The following is a 22,868-nucleotide window of genomic DNA, read 5'->3' as shown; positions in this document are numbered from 1 at the left end:
TACACCCTGCGTACCGAATTCAGCATCCGGAGTTCCGTCCCATGACCCGAACCGTGACCGTTGAGAAGGACGGAGCCCTCCACCTGATCCGCATTGAACGTCCTCATGTCCGGAACGCTGTGGATGGCCCCACTGCGGATGCGCTGGCTGACGCATTCCGTGCCTTCGAAAAAGACGAACAGGCCAGGGTGGCCGTCCTCTCCGGTGCTGGAGAGCATTTCTGCGCCGGGGCCGACCTGAAGGCGGTGGCCAGCGGCGACGGCCGTAACCGCCTGTCTCCCGAAGGCGATGGCCCCATGGGCCCTACTCGCATGCGTTTGACCAAGCCCGTCATTGCTGCGGTGAGTGGCTACTGTGTGGCCGGTGGCCTGGAGCTGGCCGCTTGGTGTGATCTCCGGGTAGCGGATGAAACCGCGGTATTTGGCGTTTTCTGTCGCCGCTTTGGGGTGCCGTTGATTGATGGTGGCACAGTGCGTCTTCCCCGATTGATTGGGCAGAGTCATGCCATGGACATGATCCTCACCGGCAGGGACGTAGCGGCGGATGAGGGGCAGCGGATGGGGCTCGTCAACCGGCTGGTGCCAACGGGCCAGGCAATCGCGCGCGCCGTGGAGCTCGCGCGTCAACTGGCAGGGCATCCCTGGATCTGTCTCCGGGAAGACCGGCTCAGCGCTCTGGAGCAGTGGGGAATGTGCGAGACGGAGGCGATTGCCAATGAATTCACGCATGGACAGCGCACCCTGTCCTCAGGTGAGACGGTAAGTGGCGCTGCCCGTTTTCGTGATGGCCAGGGGCGTCATGGTGGGGCGGAGTGAAGCTGGAATCCGCCTCCTGAAGCGCGTCCTTTTCGGTCTGGGCGCCGCCCTGGTCAGTGTCCAGGCTCTGGCTCAGGCGGGTGGCGACGGCAACTGTCTAGCCAGCAGTGTCCAGCCCGAAGCCATTGACCTTGATCAGCCGCGTGATCAACTGGCCCGGCAGAGTGACCTGGTTATTCCGGACGGGAGCCGTGTAGGCCGAATCCGCATCGTTCGCCGCCCTATTTTCGATACCAGTGAGCCAGAGCAGGACAATGCCCTTTACCGGGCTTTGAATGCCCTCAACACCCCTACCTGGAAGTCGGCCCTGCGGGCTCAGCTGGTCTTTGATCAGGGCGACAGTTATGAGCCGGGCCTGCTTGCTGAATCCGAACGGATCCTGCGTCAGCGCGAATACCTGACGGCCGCCTGGGTGGGCGTCACCCGTGTCTGTGGCGATAAGGTGGAGGTAAGCGTCCTGGCCCGGGATACCTGGACGCTGCTGCCCAGTTTCGGTGCGTCCCGTTCCGGGGGCGAGAACACGACGAATGCCGGCCTCTCCGATCCCAATTTCCTGGGCTCCGGCAAGAGCCTGGGCGTTTCCTACACCAGTGATCCGGATCGCACCGAAACCAGCCTCGATTTCGATGATCCCAACGTGCTCGGTTCCCACTGGCAGAGCGGCTTCTCCTATGACCAGCGCAGTGACGGGCGTGGGCGCAGCGCCTACCTGGAACGCCCCTTCTATAGTGAGCAGTCGGGATGGCGTGTGGGGCTCCAGGGCGTGGACGACGTGCGGGAGGAGTCGCGCTTTGTGGGGGCAGAGGCCATCGCCGATTACCGCCGCAGTCGTGAGTACGCCAGTGTGGACTGGGGCTGGCGGCTGGCGGAACGCGGCGACCGCCAGCTGCGGCTGCTCGGGGGGTATCGCTATGAAGCTTTCGCATTTGAGCGTCTTCCGGATGAACCGGCCCTGGATATACTGCCGGAGGACCGGACCCTGAGTTACCCGTGGATTGGTTTCGATTACCGACAGAATCGCTTCCGGGAGATGGTGAACCTGACCCGGCTGCAGCGGGTGGAGGACGTCCGCGATGGTTTTGTGTGGCGCACGGAGCTGGGCTATTCATCGCCCGGGCTGGGGGCCACCGAGGATCGGGTGGTACTGAATATGTCGTTCAGCGATGCCCTTCTGGCCAGCGACACCCGCTATGCCCGATATACGCTCAGCCAGAGTGGCACCTATCGGCTGGATGAGAGCCGTGTCGAGAACCTCCAGGGCACGTTCAGCCTGGACTATTTCCATGGGGGAACGGTGCGCTGGAACAGCTGGTATACCAATCTGTCATTCACGGCGGCACGCAACCTCACCGCGGACCAGCAGCTGCTGATCGGTGGCGACAATGGCCTGCGGGGTTACCCCAGTGAGTACCAGCAGGGCAACCGGCGTGCGCTCTGGACGCTGGAGCGGCGTTATTTCCCGGATTGGCATCCGCTCAGTCTCTTCCGTATGGGCGGTGTGTTGTTCACGGATGTAGGGCGGGCATGGTTTGATGACGGGCGTCACAATGGCCCGGACGATGGTGTCCTGAAGGACGTGGGATTCGGGTTCCGACTGGCCTCCAGCCGGATCGAGGTGCAGCGGATGCTGCACCTGGACTTTGCATTCCCGCTGGATGGAGACAACAGCATCGACCAGATGCAGGTGCTGTTAAGGGGGCGTACCCGGTTCTAGTTCATTCCGGCCTGATGCTCGATGCGATCGGCTGTCCCGCTGATCAGCGCCCGCATCAGTTCGGCGGTTTTCCCGGGCGCCTCGATCATGGGCATATGCGCGATGCCCTCAAGGATCTCCAGGCGACTGTCCGGAATCGCTTCCGCCACCAGGGGCGCGTTGGCGGCATCAATGATGCGGTCATCAGCGCCCCAGAGAACCAGTGTTGGAGCCTGGATGCGCGCCAGAATGGCCCGGAAATCCATCTCCCGGTCCGCCTCCATGTCCTCGAAGATTTTCCGGTTGATGTCACGGTTGCGGTAGGCTTCACGGGCCATTACGGAGCTTATCGGCCAGGGGATAAAAGGGGGCTCGTTCATGGCGAAGGCCATCAGTTCGTCGTAGTCGGACGGATCGTTCAGAACCAGCGGGTTCTCTCCCCTGGCCAGGCGCCTGTCCAGTTCCGCCGGGTGTTCATGGATGCCTGCGTTATTGAGAAGCGAAAGGCTGGTAACCCGAGCCGGGTATTCCGCTGCGGCTACGGCGACGATGGCGCCTCCCATGGAGTTGCCGGCCAGGTGGGCATGCTCGATGTCCAGGCGGTCCAGAAGCTGCATCAGTCGCTGCGCCTGGCGGGGAATACCATAGGCAAGTCCGGGATCCTGGACGCTGTCGCCATGGCCGGGGAGGTCAGGGGAGACAATGTTGTACTCACCCTCCAGCTGTTGGGCCAGCTTCAGCCAGTTTTCCTTGTTGGCGCCGAAGCCGTGAACCAGTATCAGGGTCTGGCGGTTTTCGCGCAGCTCCGGCGTGCGCAGGATGCTGAGCTCGCCGTACTCGAACGTCAGCTCCTGTGATTCAAGGCCGGCGGCGCTGGTTTCGTAGTTGATGGCCGCATCGTGGATGGATTGCTGCATGCTGGAACACCCTGCCAGCAGCATGGACAGCAGCAGGGTGATGATACGCAGGGCGCATTTTTCCATCTGGATCTCCCGTTCCCTGAAAAAGGATCCAGAATAGCGGCTCCCCCAGCTGTCATCCAGCGTTCTGCGTGCGTATCATCACGGCAGTTGCCATTCAACGGCTTTAGTGGAACCGCAGAGGGAAACCATGATGAACCAGAACGGATACGACGTTGTTGTCTTCGGTGCCACCAGTTTTGTGGGGCGCATCCTGGCTGAATACCTGCTGCATACCTTTGGTGTGGGCGAGGATCTGACCTGGGCGATCGCGGGACGTTCCGAGCAGAAGCTGGAAGCGCTGCGCTCGGAGCTGGGCTCCATGGCGGTGGATCTGCCCGTGATCGTGGCGGATGCCTCGGACGAGGCAGCACTCCAGTCCATGTGTGACGGCACGCGTGTGGTCATCTCCACCGTCGGGCCCTATGCACTCTACGGTGAGCCTCTGGTCCGGATCTGTGCCGAGAGTGGTACCGACTACTGTGACCTGACCGGCGAGGTCCAGTGGCTGCGCCAGATGATCCAGAAGTATGAGGACACGGCCCGGAACTCGGGAGCGCGCATCGTCAATTGCTGTGGCTTTGATTCCATTCCCTCGGACATGGGGGTCTGGTTCATGCAGGAGCAGGCGCAGGCGCGTTTCGGCAAGCCGCTGACCCGGGTGAGTATGCGGGTGAAGGCGGCCAAGGGAGAGCTTTCCGGCGGTACTGTCGCCAGTCTTCTGAATGTGGTGAAGGAGGCGTCCTCCAATCCGGAACTGCGCCGGGAGCTCGCCAACCCCTACTCCATCTGCCCGCCGAACCATGGCTTCACAGCGCGCCAGCACACCGTGAAGAAAGCCGAGTATGATCCGGATTTCCAGGCCTGGACCGCGCCTTTCGTGATGGCGGCGATCAACACCCGGGTGGTGCATCGTTCCAATGCGCTTTCCGGCAAGGCCTACGGCAGTGACTTCCACTATGACGAGGCCGTGCTGGTGGGCAGGGGCCTCAAGGGGCGCGCCACCGGCTGGGGGATGACCGGTTTCATGGGGGGCTTCATGCTGGGGGCTTCCATTGCGCCGACCCGCTGGCTGCTGGAGCGCTTCGCGGTGCCAAAGCCCGGTCAGGGGCCCTCGCGTGAAGCCCGGGAGAAAGGCTTCTTCGACCTGAGGTTCTTTGGCGAAACCGAGGATGGCGAGACCCTGCGCGGCAAGGTGACAGGGGATCGTGATCCCGGCTATGGCGCGACCTCGAAAATGCTGGGGCAGGCCGGTGTCTGCCTTGCCCGGGATGTTGACCGGGAGCAGGTCGGGGGTGGCTTCTGGACTCCAGCCACGGCGCTGGACGGCCAGCTGCTGGAACGGCTTCAGAACGCCTCGGGCATGACCTTCGAGCTGCTTGAGGATCAGGCCTGAGGGCGGGCTGATCAGCCGCTTTCCACCTGTCTCAGAAGCTGCCCGAGAAGCCCTTCCGCCGCCTCGATCGGCGCCCGCCATTCCTCATAGTTGTGGACCATGGCGGGGGCATGGGGAATCGGGGGGGCTTCGTCCTGTTCGTCATCCCGTGCCGAGTCCGAGATGAACTGCAGCCGTTCGGGATTGGCGTCAAAGTGCTCCACCAGAAAATTACGCACGTTCTGTGACAGGGGCATGCGGTAGAGCTTGGTCAGGCGCAGGGCAATCAGCTCGGCCGCTGGCCCCAGGTTGTCCGAAAGTTCCTTGACCACGGCCGCACCAAGTCCCGCCTTGGCATCCGCACTGAAGCTCATTTCCAGTCCTTCCAGAAAGGCGCCACGGCTGCTTTCCAGTGCGCGCTGGACACTGGGGTTGTCCAGGTCGAGCAGCGGCCGCAGGATCAGAAGTACCCTTATGGCCAGGTGCTTGGCATGCTGGAGTGACATGGGCGAGTCATGCCTCAGCACCCCCATGTTGCCCGGTTCAATGCCATGGTCGTCCAGGTAGCGTACGAACTGGCCGGCGAACTCCAGTTTCTGTTCGTCATTGAGGGCGATGGTGCTTTCGCGGATGCGCAGTCCCTCACCCGGCAGTGCCAGGCTTTCGTTCTCGAACAGGCGTTCGCGCAGCAGTGTCCAGCGCTCAAGGGCACGGACGTAACGCACGTAGCGGTCCTGCAGGCGCCCCACTGCCTGACGGGTGAGCTTGGCATAGCGCAGTGCCATGCGGAGATTGCGCACGGCGCGGCGGTTGGTCTCGAGTTCATCCCGGCCGGACCAGCGCAGGCGCCCGACCAGGCGTGTCAGCGCGTTACTGGTTTCCTGCAACAGGGTATCGGTATCGGCCTCCAGAATGCTGTGGTCCAGCGATGTCAGACGGGTCTCAATCAGGAAATAGGCCAGCTCACGCAGATAGAGCACGGCCGAGGCCTTAACCTGCCGATAGGCATTGTGCCAGCGTTCCAGCTCGTCCAGAGCCCTGGCCAGCTGCCAGTCGCCCTCGTAGTCGAGGGTCAGGCGGGTGATCTCACGTCCGCTGAGCAGTTCGAAAGCCAGGCCCAGGATGTCTTCGACGTCCTCCAGAGTCATCAGGGACAGGTCCTCCTGATGCGCGGCGGCATAGACCTGGCTGATGAAATGGTCGCCACGGGCCACGCCCTCGTCCTGGTTGGGCGCGTGACCCTGGAGGCGTTCGCGCAGCAGGTCGGCGATCTCGCCCGAATATTCCTTGAGCTGCGTCAGTGCAGCTTCGATGTGTTCCTCATACCGGAGGTTGAGGTCCCGGATGCGGCTGAACATACCGGCGCGCCGGAAGACCTCGATTTCTTCCGCGATGGTGGCAAGGGTGTTGTCATTGGTCAGGTCAAAGACCGCAACGGAGATGGTGTTTGACCCCAGATCCTGTTTGCGCAGGAGAATCGAGGCGGCGTCGCGCTGTCGCTCGGGCTTGGTCAGGGTGCCCAGGTGCAGATCCCTGGCGGTGAAGATCAGGTCGGGGATCATATCCAGTGTGCGGGTGATGTTGGTCCGTACGGTCTCCTGTTTCCGGCCACGGATGGTGGTTGCCATGATGCGGGCGACCACGCCGATGATGGCGGCGATGAACACGTAGATGGCAAAGAACAGGTAGGTACGGAGTTCAACCGGCTCGCCGTAACCCAGCAGCGACCCCCCCTGCAATGCGAGGAAGGTTACCGGTCCCGCAGTCCACAGGAGTTGCGCAAGGGTCAGGGTCCAGGGGACCTCGCGGGTGCTTGAGACCAGGTCCTCAATGCGCGTACGCCCGACCCGTTCCAGATTGATGGTGGTACTGTCGTCCTCGGCATCCCGGTCGTTGTGCTCGAGACCCTGGCGGTTGAGAAGCTGGAACAAGTTGGCCGACCCGGTATCTGCAGGTGCTTTTCCATAAATTCTAGCACTTACAGCTCATGGTGGGGTGTTACAGCCAGGGCGCGCGGCTGGTTTCCACCTGCCAGAGAAGATGGTCCATGAGACGGGCTCCAGTCCCCCAGGGGATGAAGGGGATCCGGAACCCTCCGGAGCCCAGCCTGATGCCCAGGTTGGCCAGGCCTGCGTGGCGCTGGAGCGGGTTCTGGAACAGTCTCAGCGTCTGTACCCGATAGGCGTCGAACAGGGTGTAGTGGCAGCCGATAAGACCGCCGCGCAGGATCAGCCGTTCACCCTGCAGGCACCAGCCCTGGCGGCGCCAGTTGAGCAGGATCAGTGGGGGTACCGGCAGGAAGAGGGCCAGAGTCCAGGCCGGTACGTCACTCACCGCCACCCAGACAGCAGTGATTACTGCCAGCAGCCCCCAGAACGCGAACCGTGGCAGCATGAAACGGGCACTCACCTGCTGGAAGCGGAGGTTTTCCCAGTCCAGGCCCGGGTACAGTGCTTCGATGATGCGGGCCTGCTCAACGGGAGTGAGGGAGGGGGCCATGAGAGCGCCACCGCCGCCATCCGGCTGGTCCGGCAGTGAGGGGCCAATGGGATGGCAGCTGAGGTGGTGGCGCCGGAACAGGCGGGCCACAAAGCTCTGAGCCATATGCAGATGCTGGATGCGCTGGTGGCGGATGCCCTGCTCACGCCGTGTCACCAGCCCGGAGGTGACACGGTAGCGTTCGCCCTCCCGGAACAGCTGGTAGCCCTGATAGCGCAGCAGTGCCATGGTCATCGAGGCGAGGGCCATCAGTAACAGCAACAGCAGTATGGCCAGCGGCAGCACCAGGAAGTCCGGAAGCCAGCCCGGCATGGCCTCAAGCAACGTGTTCATGGCCTGCTCGGCCTGCTGGTTCCGGGCATCCCCCATGTTCCGGGTCAGTGCGCCCAGCAGCGAGGCTGCAATGGCGCCGCCCCACAGGATGGCCGGGCTGCTGATGCCGTAGATGATCAGGTCCGAGGGGCGGCGTCTGAGCAGCTCCTGGCTGGCGGGAGAGTCGGCACCGGTGACCTCTGCCTCCGGCGCCTGCCGGGAGGGCGTTTCATGCAGGGCGCGATCCCGGAGGCCTTCCGCCTCAGCAAGGGGAATGCCGGGCAGGTGCACCTCTTCGCTGGCGGAGCCCGCGGATTCAATGGTCAGCCGAGCGAGCCCGAAAGGCCTGAGGTAGACCGGGCGCTCGAGCCGCACGTTCTGTATGCGTTCGAACGCCAGGGTCAGCTTGTGCCGGGTGAACACACCCTGTTGCACCTGGAGGGCGCCGTCGTGGACACGGTAGAGGAACCGGAGCCAGCCCATGACCGCCATGGCCACACCGAGGAGGACCAGTGTCAGGGCCGTGGTGGCGATCATCAGGGGGGATTCGCGTGCGAACGCCACCGTACCCGCGACCAGCCCCAGCAGTGGGCCCGGATTGCTGCCCACCAGCTGGCGCAGGAAGGTCAGGCCGTGATGGATGATGGCCAGGGGCGAGACCCGGTGCCAGTCACTGCTGTACGTCATCGTCCCCGCCGGTGTGCTCCGGGTTCTCTGTATCGTCGGCCTGATTAAGCAGGTACTGGCGCAGCTGCTGCCCCAGGGTCTCCTGCAGTCCCGGAATCACCAGGTCCGCCTGCTGGCCACCGGCGCCGTAGCACTTGAGAGTGACCAGCCCGAACCAGCGTTCCAGCGGGCCGTTCTCGGTCTGGATGTGCTGGATGCGGTTACGCGGGATGACGGTCGTGTTTTTCCATAGCAGGCCTTCATGGAAGAGGACATCCTGCTCGCGGATGGCATAGCGCTTGACCCTGGCGGCGGGATAGCTGAGCAGGGTGGGTATCAGCAGTACCAGCCACGCGGCCGCCACCAGCATGGCGCTGAGGGGGATGACACCCAGGGCGCTGAGCGCCAGCCCGGCGGCCCCGGCCGGCAGCCAGAATGCGAGTCCGCTCAGCAGGACCATGCGCGCATAGTCCGGCGCCAGGTGCTGCCACTGTGCTTCCTCGATGCTGGGCAGCTGTTGGGGGAGCAGGCTATGGTTGGAGAAAGACGTCTGCATGGGCATCCAGGGGAGCCGGATATGGGAGTGACGAGTATCAGGGGCGTGCGCCCACTGTTGCAAGCGCTTGCCGGGCTGACCTTCATGTTTCCGGCCGCAGTCTGGGGTTACGGTTCTCTGGAATGGCAGCAGTGGCGGGATTACGACGCGCCGGGCCCCGCGACGGCCGCGGAGCCCGTCAGCCGTTCGGTTCGCGGTCTGCAGGTGGGAGACCGGCATGGGCTGCGTTTTGTGTGGGATTACCAGCCACTGCGGATCCGGTCCGGCCAGCCCGCCCACAATGGCCACCTGCACCGTATGGCGCTGGAGACCCGGCAAGAGCGCGGCGCCTGGAAGCTTTATGCCAGGGCAGGCATCCATGCGACTTCCAATGTGCTCAAGCATCAGGAACCCCATTCCGATGTCTGGGTCGGGCGTCTCGGGCTCTGGCGTGACCTGACTGCCAGCGGAGGCTGGGCGCTCGGGGTGCGTGGGGACCATCGCTTTGGTCGTTTCCAGTGGGTGCCGGCGCTGCGTGGTGGCTTTGCCGTGGGTTACGGGCAGGTGACGCTTGACCTCCCGAGGATGGTGCGGTGGCGAAGCCCGCACGGGCGCTGGTCTCTGAAGGCGGCACGCCAGGGTGAAAAATGGGGAGCTCTGGACGACCAGCGCGGGCTTGAGAGTACGATCCGGCTTGAGGAGTGGCAACTGACCCTGATCCGGCGCTTCAGTTCCCTGTACCGGGGGATGGGCGTGGGGCTCGGGGCTGGCATGAGCCTGGATACCCGTGTGCGCTACCGGGAGGAAAATGGCCGGCTGATACGGCAGACACTGGGAGATCAGCCGTTCCTGCTGGTCCGACTGCACTGGTGATCTATACTGGACTGATTACCGGGCATTCATGAAACGGCTGTAGCGAGAGGTGTCATGGCCGAAACGGAATCCACACAGCCCCCGACCCGCGGGTCGCCCAATAACTGGGTGCAGTACCTGAGCCAGGTGGAAATGCCGGTTCTGGCGGAAACGCTGAGAGAGATCAGCAAGCTGACGGACAGCGACAGCTCCACCGTCAACCAGCTGGCGGATGTCATCCTCAAGGACGCGGACCTGACCTCTCAGGTCCTGAGACTTTCCAATACGGTGTTCTACAACCGCTCCCGGGTGAGCGTGAGCACCGTCAGCCGGGCGATTACCCTGATCGGTTTTGATGCGGTGCGGGCCATGGCGATCTCGTCCCTGGTGATCGATGCACTGCTCTCGCGCAATCCACGTACTCACCTGCTGCGTTGTCTGGCGCGGTCGCTGCATGCGGCCGTCCAGGCCCGCTCTCTCCTGCCTTCACGCAGTGGCGAGAAAAAGGAGGAGGTCTTTGTGGCCGCGCTGCTCAGCCATATCGGCGAGCTGGCGTTCTGGGCCTGCCGTATTCCCCAGGCCGATGAGCTGGACCGTAAGATGAACCAGATGGATCCCGTGGAAGCCCAGAAGGAGGTTATCGGAGCAAGCTTTGCCAGCATCACGCGGGGGCTTGTGAGCACCTGGTCTCTCGGACCACTGGTGAGCGAGGTGGTTTCGTCGGGGCGCGCGAACTCAGCGGCGTCGTCACTGGTGCGCTATTCACTGACACTGGCGGAAGCCTCTGAGCGCGGCTGGCAGGATCGGGAAGTGGATCAGGTCGTGGACAAGCTGGCCCGATCACTGAAGCAGCCCAAGGATGAGTTACTCGAAAGCATCCAGGAGAACTCCCGCGAAGCGGCGGAGGTGGCGGTGTCTTACGGTATGCCCCAGGTCACGGCTCTGCTGCCGGATCGGGATGACAGTGGTGCTCAGGGTGAAGGCCAGCTGGACTCCCACGGTGACCCCATGCTGCAGCTCCAGATCCTGCGGGAGCTGTCGGAACTGTTGGTCGACAACCCGGACCTGAACCTGGTGTTCCAGACGGTGGTGGAAGGCATGCACCGTGCCATCGGGCTCCAGAGGGTGGTGCTGCTGATGCGCGATCCCAAGGGCAATCACCTGGTCACTCGCAAGGTTCTGGGTGAGGGGACAGCGCACTGGCGGGATGAATTCATCATCGATATGAACGACCGGGATGCGTTACTGACCAGGGCAGTACTGCGGGGCGAGTCGTTTCACCTGGAAAAGCCGCAGGAGAAGCCCTGGAAAAATCTGGATCGACCAGGGTTCGATCGCCACATCGGGCGCCGTGCTGGCCTGTTCGGTCCGCTGATGGTGGGCGAACGGGTCGTTGGCCTGTTCTATTCGGATAACAGTGATCTGTTCCAGCCCCCGGGCCAGGAACAGTTCCAGGCGTTCAGCCACTTTGTGCAGCAGGCCCAGCTCTGTCTGAACAACCTCTCCGAGAAGGGCTGACTCCTGCCTCGATGCGGTGTTGTGCTAGACTTCTGCGCCCTGTCAGTCACCGGCATCGGAGTCGAAAATGACCAGTCACAGTGCCTATCCCAACCTGCTTGAACCCCTGGATCTTGGGTTTACCGAGCTGCGCAACCGGGTCCTGATGGGCTCCATGCACACGGGCCTGGAAGACCGGTTCTGGAATCTCCACAAGATGGCGCGTTACTTTGCCGAAAGGGCTGAAGGCGGCGTGGGGTTGATGGTAACCGGTGGCTTTGCCCCCAACATGGTCGGCCAGCTGGCGCCTTTTTCCTCCACCATGAACAACCCGGCCACGGCGCGCCTGCACCGCCATGTCACGGGCGAGGTTCACGATGCCGGTGGAAAGATCTGCCTGCAGCTGCTGCACGCGGGGCGTTACAGCTACCACCCGTTCAGCGTTTCGGCGTCCGCCATCCAGGCGCCTATTAATCCCTTCAAGCCGAGAGCGCTTTCCACCCGGGGTGTGGAACGCCAGATCCGGGCGTTCGTGGATGCCGCCCAGTACGCGCAGAAGGCCGGGTATGACGGCGTCGAGGTCATGGGCTCTGAGGGCTATTTCATCAACCAGTTCCTGTGCGGGCGCACCAACCTGCGAACGGACAAGTGGGGTGGCCCTTTCGAGAATCGCATGCAGCTGCCGGTCGAGATCGTACGTCGGATCCGGGAAGCGGTCGGGCCGGAGTTCATCCTGATCTATCGGCTTTCCATGGCGGACCTGGTGGAAGGCGGCCAGAGCTGGGACGAGGTGCTGATGCTTGGCAAGGCGATCGAGCAGGCCGGTGCCACCCTGATCAATACCGGGATCGGCTGGCATGAAGCACGCGTGCCGACCATCGTCACCTCGGTGCCCCGGGCTGCCTTTACCGGTGTGACAGCCAAGTTCCGGAATGAGGTCGAGATCCCGGTCGTGACCACCAATCGCATCAATGACCCGGCCACGGCCGAGACCGTGCTGGCACGTGGTGATGCGGACATGGTTTCCATGGCCCGGCCGCTGCTGGCGGATTCGGAATTCGTGCGCAAGGCCGAGCAGGAACGCGCGGATGAGATCAATACCTGTATCGCCTGCAACCAGGCCTGCCTTGACCATGTCTTCCAGGCGAAGAAGGCGAGCTGCCTGGTTAATCCCCGCGCCGGGCGTGAGACCGAACTCAATCCGACCCTTGCCGCGGTGAGCCATCGTGTGGCGGTCGTGGGTGCCGGCCCGGCCGGCCTTGCCGCTGCCACGACAGCGGCAAGGCGGGGACATCAGGTGACGCTGTTCGAGGCGGATCCGGTGATTGGCGGTCAGTTCAACTATGCCAAGCGGATTCCCGGCAAGGAGGAGTTCGCCGAAACCCTGCGTTATTACAATCGCCAGATCGAACTGCTGGCCATCGATCTCCGCCTCAACACCCGTGCCGATGCGGATGCTCTGGTTGAGGAGGGCTTTGACGATGTGGTGATCGCCACGGGCGTGAAACCACGAACCCCGGAGATCGAGGGAATCGACCACCCCAAGGTGTTGGGCTATCTCGATGTCCTCCGCCGTGATAAGCCCGTGGGCCGGTCCGTGGCCATCCTCGGGGCAGGCGGTATTGGCTTCGACGTGGGTGAATTCCTGACCCATGATTTCGAGCATCATCCCGAAGGGCAACAGATCTCGGTTGCTGACTGGCAGCGCGAATGGGGTGTCGACCCGAGCTGGGAGTCGCCGGGCGCGCTGACGGAACCCCATCCGGAGCGCTCGCCGCGCGAGGTCTACCTGCTGCAGCGTAAGACCTCCAAGCCCGGCAAGGGGCTGGGCAAGACCACCGGCTGGGTCCATCGGGTTCAGCTGCGCAACCGGAATGTCGAGATGATTCCGGGCGTACAGTACCGGCGCATTGATGACGAAGGGCTACACATCAGTGTCCAGACGGAGGACGGTCATGAGGACCGGGTCCTGGCGGTGGACAATGTGGTGGTGTGCACGGGGCAGGAGCCGTATCGGGATCTGTCGGAGGAGCTGACCCGTCGCGGTGTGATCACCCATCGGATCGGCGGCGCGGATGTCGCCACGGAACTTGATGCCAAGCGGGCCTTCCAGCAGGGGACCGAGGTGGCGGCTGCCCTGTAAGGAAGAAGGGGGCCAGAAGGCCCCCCGAGGATGTGACGTCCCTGTCATGCCATGACCCTGGTGGGTCGATTGCCCAAGATCGAAGCTTGGCTTCGATGGTTTTCATGTTAGATGATAAGCAATCTCAAATGCAAACAAAAATCCATTAATAGGTAGAAAGGCGTGACCGCATCCCTGAGGTTTAAAGGGGACGTGCCTCGTCCACCATGAAAAAAGGGCCCGAGGGCCCTTTTTTCATCACTGTTGCATTTCTGTCAGTCCGCACTGTCAGTGGGGGCATGTCAGAAGTTCACTTCAACACCGGCCCAGTAGGTGCGTGGCATGCCAGGGCGGGCACCCGCCGGGTTCCAGGATGAGATGTATTCCTCATCCGTGGCGTTCTCGACGCTCACAATACCGCTCACCTGTTCGGTGAAGGCGTAGCGTCCGGAAACATCCACCAGGAACCGGGATTCAATGGTCTCGTCCGCGGGGATAGCGCCGCTGCCGGCCTCGGAACGGGCATCGCTGACGTAGTTGCCGGTCACGTCACCGGACCAGGGACCGGTCTCGATGCCAGCGCTGACGGTCAGCTGATGCTCGGGGATATCCGACAGCTCATCGCCTTTCTGCGCATCGCCCCAGGAGGCGAATTCGCGGTCAATGTTGTTGCTCGTGAATTCTGACTCGGTGTAGGTGTAGGTCACGCTGAGTGGCAGGTTGAGGCCGAGCTGCTGATCCGCGCCCAGATCGTAGAGTGCTGTTGCCTCCAGGCCCTGGATCTCGACTTCACCACCATTGAAGGTTTCACCGTTCTGGACTTGCTGGCTGTTACACCCAGAGGAGAGGCTGCATTCGGCCAACAGGTTGTCGTAGTCGTTGTAGAACGCGATCAGCTCGGAGGAGAAGGCACCCTGATTGTAGCGTGCGCCCAGCTCGTAGTTGATGCTGGTTTCCTCTTCCGCATCCGGCTTGGAGCCAGCGGGGGAGAAACCACGGTGCACACCCCCCAGCAATGTCAGTGCGTCGCTGACCTGGTAGGTGGCGCCGATGCCCGGTGTGACCACATCGTAGCTGTTCTCCCGGCCACCGCTGACGGTGCTCCGCGCCACATCAGCGAACTCCGTGCGTTCAAGATCAATGGACTCGTAACGCACCCCCGGCATCACCTGCCAGCGGCCGAAGGACATGGTGTTGAGCACGTAGCCGGCAATGGCATCCGCCTCGGTCTTGCGGTTGGAGCCGGTGCGCGGGCCGCCACTGGTGCCGGTGAACACCATGGAGCCGGTCTCCGTCATGGCGTACTCATCGTCCCACTCATGCCGGTCGATTTCGTCCTCGTGGACGCGCAGACCCACGTCCAGGTCGTGCTGGATGTCGCCGGTTTCAAAGCGATAGCCGAGTTCCGTCTGGATGCCCTGGCTGTAGTACTTGCGGTTGCCGGCATCAACATTGGCGATCAGGCCCCGGTTGCTCTGTCCCTGGTAGGCATCGCTGGTGGCCGGGGTGCCCTTGAGCCAGTTCAGCAGGTTCTGATTGTCATCAGGGTTGGTGATGATCTCGGAGTGGCTGGTGCCCTCAACATTCCCCAGCTTGTACCAGTTCCTCTCAAAGTTGTTCCGGTAGAGCGTGGTGCTCAGGTCGAGATCCTCCGAGAATTCGATGTAGTGGGTCAGGCTGTACTGCTCGCGCTCGCTGTGGAAGCGATCCTGGGCCGAGGCGGCATAGCGGCGGTAGGGATCCTTCCGGAAATCGGAAAGGGTCTGGCCCATGTAGCTTTCGTTGGCGTCGCGCTCGCCCATGCCAACCTTCAGGTCCACCTGCTGGTAGTACTCGGCGCCCGGGGCGGAGTGCCAGCGCAGCTTGCCCACGAATTCGCGGCGTTCAAAACCGGTGTCCTGCTCGCTCAGGTTCTCGCTGCGCTCGCCCTGCACATCACGCGGCGTATCCAGGTCGCGGAAGCCATCGGAACCATCGGTGTAGCCCTCGATCATCCAGCCCCACTGCCCCTCGGAGCCGCCAATGTGGGCATGATGGCGCTCACCGCCGTCGGAGCCGAGCATGGACTGGATGCGGCCACTGAATTCCTCGGACGGGATCGGCGTCGAGATCATGTTGAGGGCGCCGCCGTTGGTGTAGGGGCCGTACTGGATGGCGCTGGAGCCCTTGCGGACCTCCACATTGTGCATGCGCCCAACCGGCGGGAAGTAGTAGGCGGAAGGGGCTGCATAGGGAGCAGGAGCGGCCAGGATGCCGTCCTCCATCAGCGTGATCTTGCTGCTGCGGCCGGTAGCCGTGCCCCGCATGCCGATGTTCGGGAAGAGACCGAAACCGTCCTCCTGGCGCATGTTCACGCCCGGGATCTGCCTGAGCACCCGGATGGGGTCACCGTAGTTGTGCCGGTCGAGGGCTTCTTCATCGATTACATGGGCCGAGCCGGGCACATTGCTGATGCGTTCCGGTCCGCCGGTGATGGTCAGCTGATCCAGCGTGAAATCCTGCTGGGATCCGCCTTCTTGAGCCTGGGCGGCGCCGGTTGTGAGTGCAGCGGCAACGGCTAGTGCGAGGGTTCTGCGTCGGGAGTGGATTGTCTGCATGGTTTTCTTTCTTCTCCGCTGGACTGAGCTTGAAATTGATAAAGAAACGTAATGAGAACGATTATTGTGCGCAAAAGGTTATTTAAAGCTTAACGCAGTGTCAATCTTTTATTTTCTTCAGGTTATCCGGAGGGCGTTGAAGGCAGGAACCGGCTGCGGTAGGCCCCCGGCGTCATGCCGGTACGGGCATGGAAGAGCCGGGAAAAGGCGCTGGTGTCTTCGTAACCCACGGCCCGGGTGATTTCCGCCAGGCGCCGGTGGGGCTGTTCCAGCAGTTTCTTGGCCTTTTCCACGCGCAGTTGCTGGAGGTAGCGCAGGGGGGTATCGCCGGTGGCATTGCGGAAGCGGCGCTTGAAGGTGCGCGGGGTCATATGGAAGTGCTCGGCCAGCTGGTCAATGCGGATGGACTCGGCGAGGTGTTCCGCAAGCCAGTCCTGTACCGTGCTGATGGCCTCGTCCTGGTGGTAGCGCCGCGCGTGGATGCTGCCATAGGCGGCCTGGCTTTCCCGGCCCATGTCCATTACGAAGGCCCGGGCCAGGGCACGGGCCGTATCCACGCCGCAGTAGCGCTCCACGAGGAAGAGGCCGAGGTCCAGCCATGCCATGCCGCCGCCGGCGCAGAAGACGTTGTCATCCGCGGTGATCAGCCGGTGGGGGCGCAGGTCCACTTCCGGGTAGCGTTCACGGAACAGGCCACTGTAGCCCCAGTGAGTGGTGGCCTCGCGACCGTCCAGCAGGCCGGCCTCCCCCAAAAGGAAGGCGCCGGTGCAGTTGCTGGCCAGGTCGCGGCCTTCGTCGTGCCACCGCTGGAGGAAGGGAAGCAGCGTCCGGTTGGCATCCAGGGTCCCGTCAATGTCGCCGCCGATGGTGGGAATGATCACCAGATCGGCCTGTGGTGCCGTGTCCCAGCGGCTGCCGGCCATCAGGCTGACGCCATTGACGCAGTGGCAGGGGCCACCGTCAGCGGTCGCGAGGGTAACGCTGAACCTTGGTTCCGGCTGTTGATCGTGGATACGGGCCCAGGTTACGCCCGCCATCCGGAACAGATCCATGACGCCGGTAATGGCGGTGGCCAGGGCTTTCTCAAAGCCGATGATGGTGACCTGGTAGTGCTCGGGTTGGGGCATTCCGGCATCCATGGCTGGCAGGATCCGCCAATATTGTGTCATTGATGACAGTAGGCGGCCATGGTCGGTTGTGGCAGTGTGGGCATGGAATGAATCACTGGAGACCCCATCGCCATGGCCGATACCCTGCTTGACCGACGCGATCTGGCGTTCCAGCTCTACGAAGTGCTGGATACCGAATCCCTGAATGAGCGTGAGCGCTTCAGCGATCACAGCCGGGAGACCTTCGATGCGGTTTTCGATACGGCGGAGCGTATCGCCCGGGAGCAGTTCGCCAGCCACAACAGCCTGGCCGACAGGGAAGAGCCCCGTTTCGAGGACGGCAAAGTCACCATGCGCCCGGAGGTGAAGGCGGCAGTGGAGGCCTACGCCGAGGCCGGCTTCATTGCTGGGCGCTATGATTACGATCTGGGCGGCATGCAGCTGCCAGAGACGGTCATGACCGCCTGCAATGGCTTCTTCATGGCGGCCAATCCCAGCACAGCGGGCTATCCCTTCCTGACCACGGCGGCGGCCAATGTCATCCGCACCTTCGGATCCCGGGAACAGCAGGACTGGTTCCTGCAGCCCATGCTGGAAGGGCGATTCACCGGCACCATGGCGCTGACCGAACCCCAGGCCGGTTCCTCCCTGGCGGATCTGCGCACCAGTGCCAAGCCCACGGACGAGGGGCATTATCTGATCAAGGGCGCCAAGATCTACATCTCCGGGGGCGAGCATGAGCTCAGCGACAACATCGTGAACCTGGTGCTGGCACGCATCCATGGGGCGCCTCCGGGAGTGAAGGGCATCTCGATGTTCATCGTGCCCAAGTACCGGCTGGATGCGGACGGCAATCCCGGGGAGCGCAATGGCGTGGGCCTGGCCGGGCTGATCCACAAGCTCGGGTACCGGGGCACCACCTCCACGGCGCTGAGTTTCGGGGACGATGCGGACTGCCATGGCTATCTGGTGGGCGAGCCCCATCAGGGCCTCAAGTACATGTTCCAGATGATGAACGAGGCCCGTGTGGGTGTCGGTTTCGGGGCTGCCGCCATTGGTTACCGGGGATACCAGCACAGCCTTGAGTACGCCCGCGATCGTCGCCAGGGGAGGCCGCCCTCCGAGAAGGATCCGACCACCGAGCCGGTACCGATCATCCAGCATGCGGACGTGCGGCGCATGCTGCTGGCGCAGAAGTCCTGGATGGAGGGGGCGCTGGCCCTGTGCTTCTATGGCGCGCGGCTGATGGACGACAGCCATACCCACCCGGACGAGGCTCAGCGCCATCAGGCGCGTCAGCTGCTGGATCTTCTGACGCCCGTCATCAAGGCATGGCCTTCCGAGTACGGGCCGAAGGCCAATGATCTTGCCATCCAGGTCTACGGTGGCGCCGGCTACACTCGCGAATACCCGGTGGAGCAGTGCTGGCGGGACAATCGCCTCAACCCCATCCACGAGGGCACCAACGGTATCCAGGCGATGGACCTGCTGGGGCGCAAGGTCTGGCAGGGCAACGGCGAGGCCATCCAGCAGCTGTTCGGAGCCATTCAGGCGGACCTTCAGGAGGCGCCGGACGAGCGCTGCCGGCAATGGGCCTATTCACTGAGCGAAACCCTGCAACAGGCCGGCAAGGTCACCCAGTCCCTGGGGCAGGCGCTGGCCCAGGAGCCCCCGGAGAAGGGGCTGGCCAATGCGAGTGTCTACCTGCGGCTCTTCGGCCACATCTGCGTGGCCTGGATGTGGCTGCGTCAGGCCAATGCGGCCAGTGCCGCCCTGGCTGGTGAGGTCTCGGCGGCTGATGAGGCCTTCTACCAGGGGAAGCTGCAGGCCGCGCAGTATTTCTTCCACTGGGAGCTGCCCACGGTGGCCCAGGACCTGGTCCTGCTGCAGAACCAGGACGACACCTGCTATGCCATGCGCGATGAATGGTTCTGACCACGAAGGGCGGTAGGAGCTTGCGCTGCAAGCGATCCAATCCATCGCGCGCAGGGCGCGCTCCTGCGGTGAAATAACAAGATTCAGGAAATGGGACTATGGCTCTGGTAAATGTTGAAGCGAAGGATCACATCCTGTTCATCGGCCTGAACCGGCCGGAGAAGATGAATGCCATGAACCGGCAGATGTACCACGACATCGCCGCCGCCTACGGCCGGCTGAACCGCGAGCCGGAACTGCGTGTAGGGCTGGTCTATGCCGAAGGGGATCACTTCACTTCGGGTCTGGAACTGGACGACTGGGCGGGCGTATTCGCCAACGGTGAGGGGCTGACCCTGAACGAGGGCGAGATGGACCCCTTCGGAATCGTGGGACCGGCCATGGACAAGCCCGTGGTCTATGCCACCCAGGGGATCTGCTTCACCTGCGGGGTGGAGATGATGCTCAACACGGACATCCGGGTAGCGGCGGACAATACGCGCTATGGCCAGCTGGAAGTCAAACGCGGCATCTTCGCCTGCGGTGGCGCGACCATCCGTCTCCAGGAGGAGATCGGATGGGCCAATGCCCAGCGTTATCTGCTGACCGGGGATGAGTGGAGCGCCTCTCAGGCACATGAGTGGGGGCTGGTGCAGGAGCTGGTGGCGCCCGGAGAGCAGTTTGAGCGTGCCCGTGAACTGGCGGAAAAGGTCGCCAGGGCGGCCCCCCTGGGTGTTCAGGGCAGTCTGCGTTCCTCGCGTATCGCCCGCACAGAGGGGCATGATGCGGCGAAGGCCCGACTGTTTCCGGATCTCGCTCCGGTCATGCGGAGTGAGGATGTCCAGGAAGGCATCCAATCCTTTCTGGAGCGGCGTGAGGCGGTCTTCAAGGGGACCTGAGCGGGCCCGGGGTGGGCGTTCTGCCGGTTGATCCACAGTCTGAGCGCCGATATGCTGCCAACCTTAAGCGTATGTAACGTTGCAAGAGATTGAATACGATGGACGACTGGCAGATCGACGTGGAGAGCCAGAAAGCTCGCCACAGCAGTGGCCTGGAGCTGACGTTCGAGGGGCGCCCCCGGACCAAGCATTTTTCAGGCAGCCCTTCCAGAGTGCCGGATGGTATGCAGTCCCTGGAGCTGGTACGCCTGATCCGTGAGGGCTACCAGGCCTTTGAGGCGGCCTGGCCGGAAGAGGGTGGCCCGCATGTGGCGCAGGCCACCGGCAAGCCGCAGCAGGAAGAGGGCAGTGGCGTCAAGGTCAGCCACCGCCGTCGTCGCAAGCTTTCCCGCAGCAATTCACCAGGGTAGCTCGGACCCGTCCGAGTGCCGGAATACCCCGCTGTTTTCCTGGTTCAGTTCGTCCACCCGCTGGATCAGCCGTTCTGCGGCCTCGCTGGGCGTAATGTGGCCGGTATTGCCGGTCATGGCCGTCTGAACGTAGCCTGGATGCATAATGCCGACACTGATGCCTCTTGGTTGCAGATCCACTGCCAGTGATTGTGAGGCGGCATTGAGTGCAGCCTTCGTCATCCGGTAACCGTAGCGCCCGCCTGAGTCATTGTCTGCGATTGATCCCATCCGGGATGTCATCATGACGACTTTACCGCTTTTGGGGATCAGCTCCAGCAGTGCGGTGGTGACCTTGAGCGGCCCCAGGGTGTTCACCTCGAACTGGGTCTGGATCCGATCCCAGTCCATATCCGCCAGGTTCTCATCGGTCATCAGGCCAGCGTTGTTGTAGAGCACATCGATGGTTTCCCCCTCGAGATTGCGCCGCGCCTTGCCAAGGCTGATGTCGTCGGTAACATCCACGCCTTCGATGATATTCACGCCCAGGGACTTCAACTCATCCGAGGCTGCGCGGCACAGCGCTGTTACCCGGTCACCGCGTTCGTGCCACTGGCGGGCGAGTTCGAGTCCGATGCCACGGTTGGCACCGGTAATGACCACGTGTTGGCTCATGAGTCCTCCTGTCGTGATTTAACTGGTCAGCGCAGGCCTGTCTGGTAACCTGCGCCGTATCAACAGCCTATTACGAAACCATTGAGGAGGAAAACGTGTTGCAGATACAAAGGTCATTACTGGTGGCAGGCATCGCTGTAGCCCTGACAGCACCGGCTGCGGCGCAGGAGTCGGACGAATGGAGCGGCTCGGTTGAACTTGGCCTTGTTGAAACCTCCGGCAATACCGAGGAAACCACGATTTCCGGTGAGGCGGATGTCACCCGCAACTGGAACGACTGGCGGCAGAATGTCCTTCTCCAGTCCCGGTACGCGGAACAGGGCGGGGAGCGGACCGCCGAACGCTATTCCGCGGCGACCCAGCTCGACTACAAGTTCAATCCCAATGACTTCGTCTTTGTCCGGGGCCGTTACTCCAACGATGATTTCAGTGGTTACCAGTTCCAGGCCTCGACCTCGGCCGGCTACGGGCGACGCCTCTGGAGCGAAGGGGACAGCTACTTCGATGTATCGAGCGGTCTGGGTTATCGTTACGGTCGGTTCGATACCCCTGATCCCGAGGAAGGGGAGGAAGAGGAAGATCCCATAGGGCGTCTCGCTGCTGACTTCCGCTATCAGCTGTCAGAAACCGCGCACTTCCGCCAGGAGGCGGAAACCGAAGTAAGTCTGGATGACGGGGATGCCATTTCGCGCTCAGTGACCGCGCTCCAGGCAAACGTGAACAGTTCCCTGGCCATGAAGCTCTCCTACACGGTTGAGCACAACTCCAATCCGCCGACGGGGACTGAGCGGACGGACACGATTACGGCGGTGACGCTGCTCTACGGCTTCTGAGTACCCATAAAAAAGCCCCGCCAGAGGGCGGGGCTTGCAGGCTGATCCAGGCTGACTGTTATTCGGACATCTTGTCCACGCGTTCCTGGATTTCCGGATTGGAGTTGTAGGCCACGGCGATGGCGTTGTATTCCTCAACGGTCATGCCCGCGTCCTCAATCACCTTGACCATCTCGGTCTGGGCTTTCTGCTGGAGTTCGCGTGCCTTGTCCTCGGATTCGGCAGATTCGATCTGGGACACATAATCCTCGCGAACCTTACCGATCTCATCCTGCAGCTCAACAAAGTTCTGGAGTTCTTCGTCGGAGAAGTCGGTGTTCTGCTGCTCCGGGGCACTCATGCTCTGGCCCTGATTCTGCTGGGCCTGACCCGTGCTGCTGTCCTGTGCCACGGCGGTCATGCCGGCAGTACTCAGTGCGAATGCGATGGCTGCGGTCAGTGCTTTCAGTTTCATGTTGGTACCTCCTCAGGGTAACGGGTTGTGTGGTGCGACACCCCAGAGGAAACAACTGCTATGCCAGAACGGCGTCGAATGAATAGATGTTAAATGAAAACGCCTCCCGCAGGAGGCGTTCATGACAGCGGGTAAAGCCTTATTCGCCGGCCATTTCGTCCACTCGCTCCTGGACGTCCGGATTGGAGTTATAGGCCACGGCAATGGCGTTATATTCCTGAACGGACATGCCGGCATCCTCAATGGCGCTGACCATTTCGGACTGGGCTTCCTGCTGAAGCTGGCGCGCCTTGTCCTCGGATTCCGCCGCCTCGATCTGGGAGACGTATTCCTCGCGGATCTTGCCAATGCTGTCCTGAAGATTGACGAACTGCTGCAGCTCTTCGTCCGAGAAGTCCGCCGGCTGCTGGGACTGTTCCATTCCCGGATCCTGCTGGCCTTCGCCGCTGCCGTAATCCTGGGCCAGTGCCTGGGCGCCGGTCAGGCCGAGTGCCAGTGCAAGTGCAAGACTGGTGATTCGAATCATTATGGAAGTCTCCTTTGCTGGATTCGCACTGTCTCGTTGCAGGAGCTGTGCCAGCGCAGGATCACAGTCTGAAAGTTGCCGTTTCTTAATCAGTTACTGGTCCCTCTGTTGAGTAAACGCCATGAGTTGGAGTGCCTGAGGGTGTGA

The 22,868-nt window shown here is 62.5% G+C and carries 19 protein-coding genes; 10 read left to right on the top strand and 9 right to left on the bottom strand.

Going from position 1 to position 22,868, the window contains the following annotated elements; all coding sequences use genetic code 11:
* The first annotated feature begins 41 nt into the window (after positions 1-41).
* Positions 42-815, top strand: a complete 774-nt coding sequence (locus QZ501_RS02030) for a crotonase/enoyl-CoA hydratase family protein (RefSeq protein ID WP_295716771.1) — start codon at positions 42-44, stop codon at positions 813-815.
* Entirely contained in the window at positions 763-2,529 is a 1,767-nt protein-coding gene (locus tag QZ501_RS02025; protein ID WP_295716769.1) for a BamA/TamA family outer membrane protein, read from the top strand. Before QZ501_RS02030 ends, QZ501_RS02025 begins: the two co-directional genes overlap by 53 nt.
* Here QZ501_RS02025 and QZ501_RS02020 read toward each other — a convergent pair.
* The gene (locus QZ501_RS02020; RefSeq protein WP_295716767.1) at positions 2,526-3,491 is read right to left on the bottom strand and encodes an alpha/beta fold hydrolase; all 966 of its coding nucleotides are present in this window, start codon (positions 3,489-3,491) and stop codon (positions 2,526-2,528) included. The genes QZ501_RS02025 and QZ501_RS02020 overlap by 4 nt on opposite strands.
* A 127-nt stretch (positions 3,492-3,618) precedes the next feature.
* Between QZ501_RS02020 and QZ501_RS02015 the strand changes: the two genes are divergently transcribed.
* On the top strand, positions 3,619-4,863 hold the full coding sequence (locus QZ501_RS02015) for a saccharopine dehydrogenase NADP-binding domain-containing protein (protein ID WP_363174390.1): 1,245 nt from the start codon (positions 3,619-3,621) through the stop codon (positions 4,861-4,863).
* An 11-nt stretch (positions 4,864-4,874) separates the two neighbouring features.
* Here QZ501_RS02015 and QZ501_RS02010 read toward each other — a convergent pair whose 3' ends face one another.
* From QZ501_RS02010 to QZ501_RS02000, 3 genes are all read right to left on the bottom strand, one after another.
* Positions 4,875-6,773 carry a hypothetical protein gene (locus tag QZ501_RS02010; protein WP_160899287.1) on the bottom strand — a complete coding sequence of 633 codons (1,899 nt, stop codon included), beginning with the start codon at positions 6,771-6,773 and terminating at the stop codon, positions 4,875-4,877.
* Positions 6,774-6,840: 67 nt separating this feature from the next.
* Positions 6,841-8,340 (bottom strand): PH domain-containing protein, encoded by a 1,500-nt coding sequence (locus QZ501_RS02005; RefSeq protein WP_295716764.1) that lies wholly within the window; start codon positions 8,338-8,340, stop codon positions 6,841-6,843.
* Positions 8,324-8,875, bottom strand: a complete 552-nt coding sequence (locus QZ501_RS02000) for a PH domain-containing protein (protein WP_295716762.1) — start codon at positions 8,873-8,875, stop codon at positions 8,324-8,326. The genes QZ501_RS02005 and QZ501_RS02000 overlap by 17 nt, the downstream gene beginning before the upstream one ends.
* A gap of 27 nt (positions 8,876-8,902) precedes the next feature.
* On the opposite strand from QZ501_RS02000, the gene QZ501_RS01995 reads away from it, so the two are divergent.
* The 3 genes from QZ501_RS01995 to QZ501_RS01985 all read left to right on the top strand — a co-directional run bounded on the left by QZ501_RS01995 (position 8,903) and on the right by QZ501_RS01985 (position 13,346).
* Positions 8,903-9,727, top strand: coding sequence for a hypothetical protein (locus QZ501_RS01995; protein WP_295716760.1), 825 nt, complete (start codon positions 8,903-8,905; stop codon positions 9,725-9,727).
* A gap of 54 nt (positions 9,728-9,781) precedes the next feature.
* The gene (locus QZ501_RS01990; RefSeq protein ID WP_151440383.1) at positions 9,782-11,224 is read left to right on the top strand and encodes an HDOD domain-containing protein; all 1,443 of its coding nucleotides are present in this window, start codon (positions 9,782-9,784) and stop codon (positions 11,222-11,224) included.
* Positions 11,225-11,291: 67 nt separating this feature from the next.
* Positions 11,292-13,346, top strand: a complete 2,055-nt coding sequence (locus QZ501_RS01985; RefSeq protein ID WP_160899290.1) for an NADPH-dependent 2,4-dienoyl-CoA reductase — start codon at positions 11,292-11,294, stop codon at positions 13,344-13,346.
* A gap of 281 nt (positions 13,347-13,627) precedes the next feature.
* Here QZ501_RS01985 and QZ501_RS01980 read toward each other — a convergent pair whose 3' ends face one another.
* Positions 13,628-15,922 (bottom strand): TonB-dependent receptor, encoded by a 2,295-nt coding sequence (locus tag QZ501_RS01980; RefSeq protein ID WP_295716757.1) that lies wholly within the window; start codon positions 15,920-15,922, stop codon positions 13,628-13,630.
* A gap of 122 nt (positions 15,923-16,044) precedes the next feature.
* The gene (locus QZ501_RS01975) at positions 16,045-17,049 is read right to left on the bottom strand and encodes a helix-turn-helix domain-containing protein (protein WP_295716755.1); all 1,005 of its coding nucleotides are present in this window, start codon (positions 17,047-17,049) and stop codon (positions 16,045-16,047) included.
* Between the two features lie 114 nt (positions 17,050-17,163).
* Between QZ501_RS01975 and QZ501_RS01970 the strand changes: the two genes are divergently transcribed.
* From QZ501_RS01970 to QZ501_RS01960, 3 genes are all read left to right on the top strand, one after another.
* Entirely contained in the window at positions 17,164-18,966 is a 1,803-nt protein-coding gene (locus QZ501_RS01970) for an acyl-CoA dehydrogenase (RefSeq protein ID WP_160899292.1), read from the top strand.
* Positions 18,967-19,064: 98 nt separating this feature from the next.
* Complete coding sequence (locus QZ501_RS01965; RefSeq protein WP_151440378.1) at positions 19,065-19,844, top strand: crotonase/enoyl-CoA hydratase family protein; 780 nt, start codon at positions 19,065-19,067, stop codon at positions 19,842-19,844.
* Between the two features lie 98 nt (positions 19,845-19,942).
* Positions 19,943-20,254: a hypothetical protein gene (locus QZ501_RS01960; RefSeq protein ID WP_151440377.1), complete on the top strand. Its 312-nt coding sequence runs from the start codon at positions 19,943-19,945 to the stop codon at positions 20,252-20,254.
* Here QZ501_RS01960 and QZ501_RS01955 read toward each other — a convergent pair.
* On the bottom strand, positions 20,243-20,908 hold the full coding sequence (locus QZ501_RS01955) for an SDR family oxidoreductase (protein ID WP_151440376.1): 666 nt from the start codon (positions 20,906-20,908) through the stop codon (positions 20,243-20,245). The two genes, QZ501_RS01960 and QZ501_RS01955, sit on opposite strands and share 12 nt — an antisense overlap.
* A gap of 95 nt (positions 20,909-21,003) precedes the next feature.
* Here QZ501_RS01955 and QZ501_RS01950 point away from each other — a divergent pair, with 95 nt between their 5' ends.
* Positions 21,004-21,741: a DUF481 domain-containing protein gene (locus QZ501_RS01950; RefSeq protein ID WP_192497309.1), complete on the top strand. Its 738-nt coding sequence runs from the start codon at positions 21,004-21,006 to the stop codon at positions 21,739-21,741.
* 58 nt (positions 21,742-21,799) lie between these two features.
* Here the strand turns inward: QZ501_RS01950 and QZ501_RS01945 are convergent, their stop codons facing one another.
* Both QZ501_RS01945 and QZ501_RS01940 read right to left on the bottom strand, forming a co-directional pair.
* Positions 21,800-22,195, bottom strand: a complete 396-nt coding sequence (locus tag QZ501_RS01945) for a DUF4168 domain-containing protein (RefSeq protein WP_151440374.1) — start codon at positions 22,193-22,195, stop codon at positions 21,800-21,802.
* Positions 22,196-22,334: 139 nt separating this feature from the next.
* Positions 22,335-22,721, bottom strand: a complete 387-nt coding sequence (locus QZ501_RS01940) for a DUF4168 domain-containing protein (RefSeq protein WP_151440373.1) — start codon at positions 22,719-22,721, stop codon at positions 22,335-22,337.
* Between the last annotated feature and the right edge of the window lie 147 nt (positions 22,722-22,868).

This window comes from uncultured Halovibrio sp. (assembly GCF_913056445.1).
GTDB classification, from domain to species: Bacteria; Pseudomonadota; Gammaproteobacteria; order Pseudomonadales; family Oleiphilaceae; genus Halospina; species Halospina utahensis_B.
This window is presented reverse-complemented; position numbering and strand designations above follow the sequence as displayed.

Bases quoted from the DNA above. Each gene is read 5' to 3' on its own strand.
- QZ501_RS01955 (WP_151440376.1), bottom strand. From the start codon at position 20,908: ATGAGCCAACACGTGGTCATTACCGGTGCCAACCGTGGCATCGGACTC.
- QZ501_RS02000 (WP_295716762.1), bottom strand. From the start codon at position 8,875: ATGCAGACGTCTTTCTCCAACCATAGCCTGCTCCCCCAACAGCTGCCC.
- QZ501_RS01985 (WP_160899290.1), top strand. From the start codon at position 11,292: ATGACCAGTCACAGTGCCTATCCCAACCTGCTTGAACCCCTGGATCTT.
- QZ501_RS01980 (WP_295716757.1), bottom strand. From the start codon at position 15,922: ATGCAGACAATCCACTCCCGACGCAGAACCCTCGCACTAGCCGTTGCC.
- QZ501_RS01960 (WP_151440377.1), top strand. From the start codon at position 19,943: ATGGACGACTGGCAGATCGACGTGGAGAGCCAGAAAGCTCGCCACAGC.
- QZ501_RS02005 (WP_295716764.1), bottom strand. From the start codon at position 8,340: ATGACGTACAGCAGTGACTGGCACCGGGTCTCGCCCCTGGCCATCATC.
- QZ501_RS01965 (WP_151440378.1), top strand. From the start codon at position 19,065: ATGGCTCTGGTAAATGTTGAAGCGAAGGATCACATCCTGTTCATCGGC.
- QZ501_RS01970 (WP_160899292.1), top strand. From the start codon at position 17,164: ATGGCCGATACCCTGCTTGACCGACGCGATCTGGCGTTCCAGCTCTAC.
- QZ501_RS01975 (WP_295716755.1), bottom strand. From the start codon at position 17,049: ATGCCCCAACCCGAGCACTACCAGGTCACCATCATCGGCTTTGAGAAA.
- QZ501_RS01945 (WP_151440374.1), bottom strand. From the start codon at position 22,195: ATGAAACTGAAAGCACTGACCGCAGCCATCGCATTCGCACTGAGTACT.
- QZ501_RS01940 (WP_151440373.1), bottom strand. From the start codon at position 22,721: ATGATTCGAATCACCAGTCTTGCACTTGCACTGGCACTCGGCCTGACC.
- QZ501_RS02015 (WP_363174390.1), top strand. From the start codon at position 3,619: ATGATGAACCAGAACGGATACGACGTTGTTGTCTTCGGTGCCACCAGT.
- QZ501_RS01990 (WP_151440383.1), top strand. From the start codon at position 9,782: ATGGCCGAAACGGAATCCACACAGCCCCCGACCCGCGGGTCGCCCAAT.
- QZ501_RS02030 (WP_295716771.1), top strand. From the start codon at position 42: ATGACCCGAACCGTGACCGTTGAGAAGGACGGAGCCCTCCACCTGATC.
- QZ501_RS02020 (WP_295716767.1), bottom strand. From the start codon at position 3,491: ATGGAAAAATGCGCCCTGCGTATCATCACCCTGCTGCTGTCCATGCTG.